The sequence below is a fragment of the Tenacibaculum piscium genome (assembly GCF_021390715.1).
Classification (GTDB): domain Bacteria; phylum Bacteroidota; class Bacteroidia; order Flavobacteriales; family Flavobacteriaceae; genus Polaribacter; species Polaribacter piscius.
In genome coordinates this window covers 1-2,447 of record NZ_JAJGWT010000030.1, presented here as the reverse complement: position 1 = coordinate 2,447, position 2,447 = coordinate 1, and the positions used below count along the sequence as shown (strand labels likewise).

Here is a 2,447-nt window from a genome sequence, read left to right as displayed (position 1 = left end):
ATAAATCAAAAGCAGAGCTCGATAGTTACCGCTCCAAAATTAGAGATGCCGCTTTTGATATTGGTACAAATCTTGGCGATTCTACTAATGCAATGTACGATTTACAATCTGCTACTGTTTTATATGGTAAAGATGCTATTGATGTTTTTAAAAAAGTAGGGCGTTACTCTCAAGCAACTGGAGCTGATTTAGGCGATTCGATGAATTCCACCACAAAAGCAATGAAAGCCTTTGGTATTGGTGTTGGCGGTATTGATGCTTTATTAGCCTCGAACGCTAAAACCGTGCAAACAGGTATTGTTACTTTTGATGAACTAGCCAAAGTACAAACGGAATATGCAGGTGCAACAAGTGCCGCAGGGCAAAGTGTTGATGTTGGTAATAAGGTTTTTGCGATGTTTACTTCTATTAGTAAAAATGCTGATATTGCAGCAGGTCAAACAAAAAACTTTTTTGATGGCTTAGGTGCTCAAGGTTCAAAAATTAAAAAAGAACTAGATATTGACGTGTTTGGTGTAGATGGCAAAATGAAAGATGCCGATAAGTTATTGATTGATATTAGTCAGAAGTTTAAAAACATGACGGATAAAGAAATAACTGATACCATTAATAAAATTGGAGGTCCTGAAGGATTACGAACCGCATTAGCAAAAGTAAAAACAGGAGCTGATGATATGGTTAAAACTTTTAATGCTTTTGATAGCTCTAAATTTAGCCTAAAAGATGCCCTAAAAAATGCAGAAGGCGATTTTGGTAAAATGAAAGAAATGTTTGGCAATAGGCTTGAAATGGTATTTACCAAAATAGGCGAAAAAATAATACCGATGCTTGCCAATTTATTTGATACACTTGCTCCAGTATTAGAATGGTTATACCAAAATATTGATTGGTTACTTCCTGCTTTCGGGTCATTTGTTACCGTATTAGGAGCCGCCACAATTGCAATGTGGTTATTTAATACGGCTGTATCAGCAAATCCAATTTCTTTAATAATAATTGCTATTGCCGCCTTGGTAGCTTTGGTGGTAACAGCAATAACACATTTTGATTCATGGGGCGCTACGATACTTCATTTTTTAGGGCCTATCGGAATGTTAATTAATGCTTTTGTATTAGTGCATAAACATTGGGATAGTATTGTAAATGCTTTTAAATCTGATGGTATTATTGGAGGTTTAAAACGTATTGGAATTGTATTGTTGGATGTTTTATTGCGTCCGTTAGAAGGTATTTTAAAAGTAGCCGCAATGTTACCTGGTATTGGTAAATATGCAAAAAGCGGATTAGATAAAATACAAGACCTCCGTAAAAATTTAAACTTAACTCCTCCAGAAGAAGATAAGGAAACGGAAAGCGGAAAAGAAACAGTAAAAAAAGACCTATACGGAAATCCAATTAAACCAAAAGGAAATATCGACCCTAAAAAAACATTAACAAAACAAGTTAATAAAGTTGTCGGCGATGCCAAACAAACACGTAATATTTCAATTACTATTGATGCTTTAAATAAAGGTGGTATCAATTTAAAAGGAGGTGCAACTCAAGGAATGACTTTGCAAGATGTAGAAAATTGGTTTAACGAGGCTATGATGCGAGTTGTACGAAATGCCGAAACTAGTTAATTATGTCTGTAAAATTTAAAGGTGATTTTTTTGAGAAACTTCAAAGAATAGATAACAAATTCTTTTTAAGTAAAATGACTTCGGAAGCTGGAGTAATTGCTGTTAAGTTTTCTAAAGATAGGTTTCGCCAAAAAAACTGGGTGGATACATCACAAGAAAAATGGGCACCTCGAAAACGAAAAAGAGCAGGTTCTATTTTAGTAAAATCGAGTCGTTTAAAACGTTCTATTCGTAAAATTAGCGAGGGTAAATATTATGTACTTATTGGTACGGATGTTCCGTATGCTCAAATACACAATGAAGGTGGTACAATAAAAGCAGCCGCAAGAGTAAGAGCGCATAGTAGAACTAGAAAAGGACGGAACCAGCCTATTAAGGTAAAAGCACATACAAGGCAAATGAATGCTAAAATTCCGAAGCGTCAATTTTTAGGAGAATCAGCAGTTTTGGCATTGCGGTTGGAAAATCATATGTATGATAAAGTAACAGACGAAATTTATAAGAAATGAAAGCATTTTATACCGAATTAATCCGAAAATTTAAAGATTCTGATATTAAAAATAAGTTTACAAGTAACAATTTACCACACGTTAAATTTGTAGATTTATATGCAGGGCAAGATTATAATGAAAAAGGTTTTGAAGCCCATTTATTTCCTGCTGTTTTTGTAAAGTGGAGTATTGATTATAAGTCAAAAATGCCCATTGCTACGATTACTTTTCGATTGGCTTACGAACAGCTTCGGGATACCAGTAGCATCAGCCGAGCTTCAGAAAAGAGCCTGCAATTTCTTGACTTTATTACGGTAGTAGATCAAGTTATTAA

General features: G+C 34.5%; 3 protein-coding genes. All 3 read left to right on the top strand.

From position 1 onward, the window contains the following. Positions 1-1,622 (top strand): phage tail tape measure protein (locus L0U77_RS11780; RefSeq protein ID WP_233901260.1); only part of this gene is annotated, 1,622 nt, incomplete at its 5' end. A gap of 2 nt (positions 1,623-1,624) precedes the next feature. Beyond that, on the top strand, positions 1,625-2,131 hold the full coding sequence (locus L0U77_RS11775; protein WP_233901259.1) for a phage virion morphogenesis family protein: 507 nt from the start codon (positions 1,625-1,627) through the stop codon (positions 2,129-2,131). Next, positions 2,128-2,447, top strand: a 320-nt coding sequence (locus L0U77_RS11770; RefSeq protein WP_233901258.1) for a hypothetical protein, incomplete at its 3' end; no start/stop codon positions are given. The genes L0U77_RS11775 and L0U77_RS11770, both read left to right, overlap by 4 nt.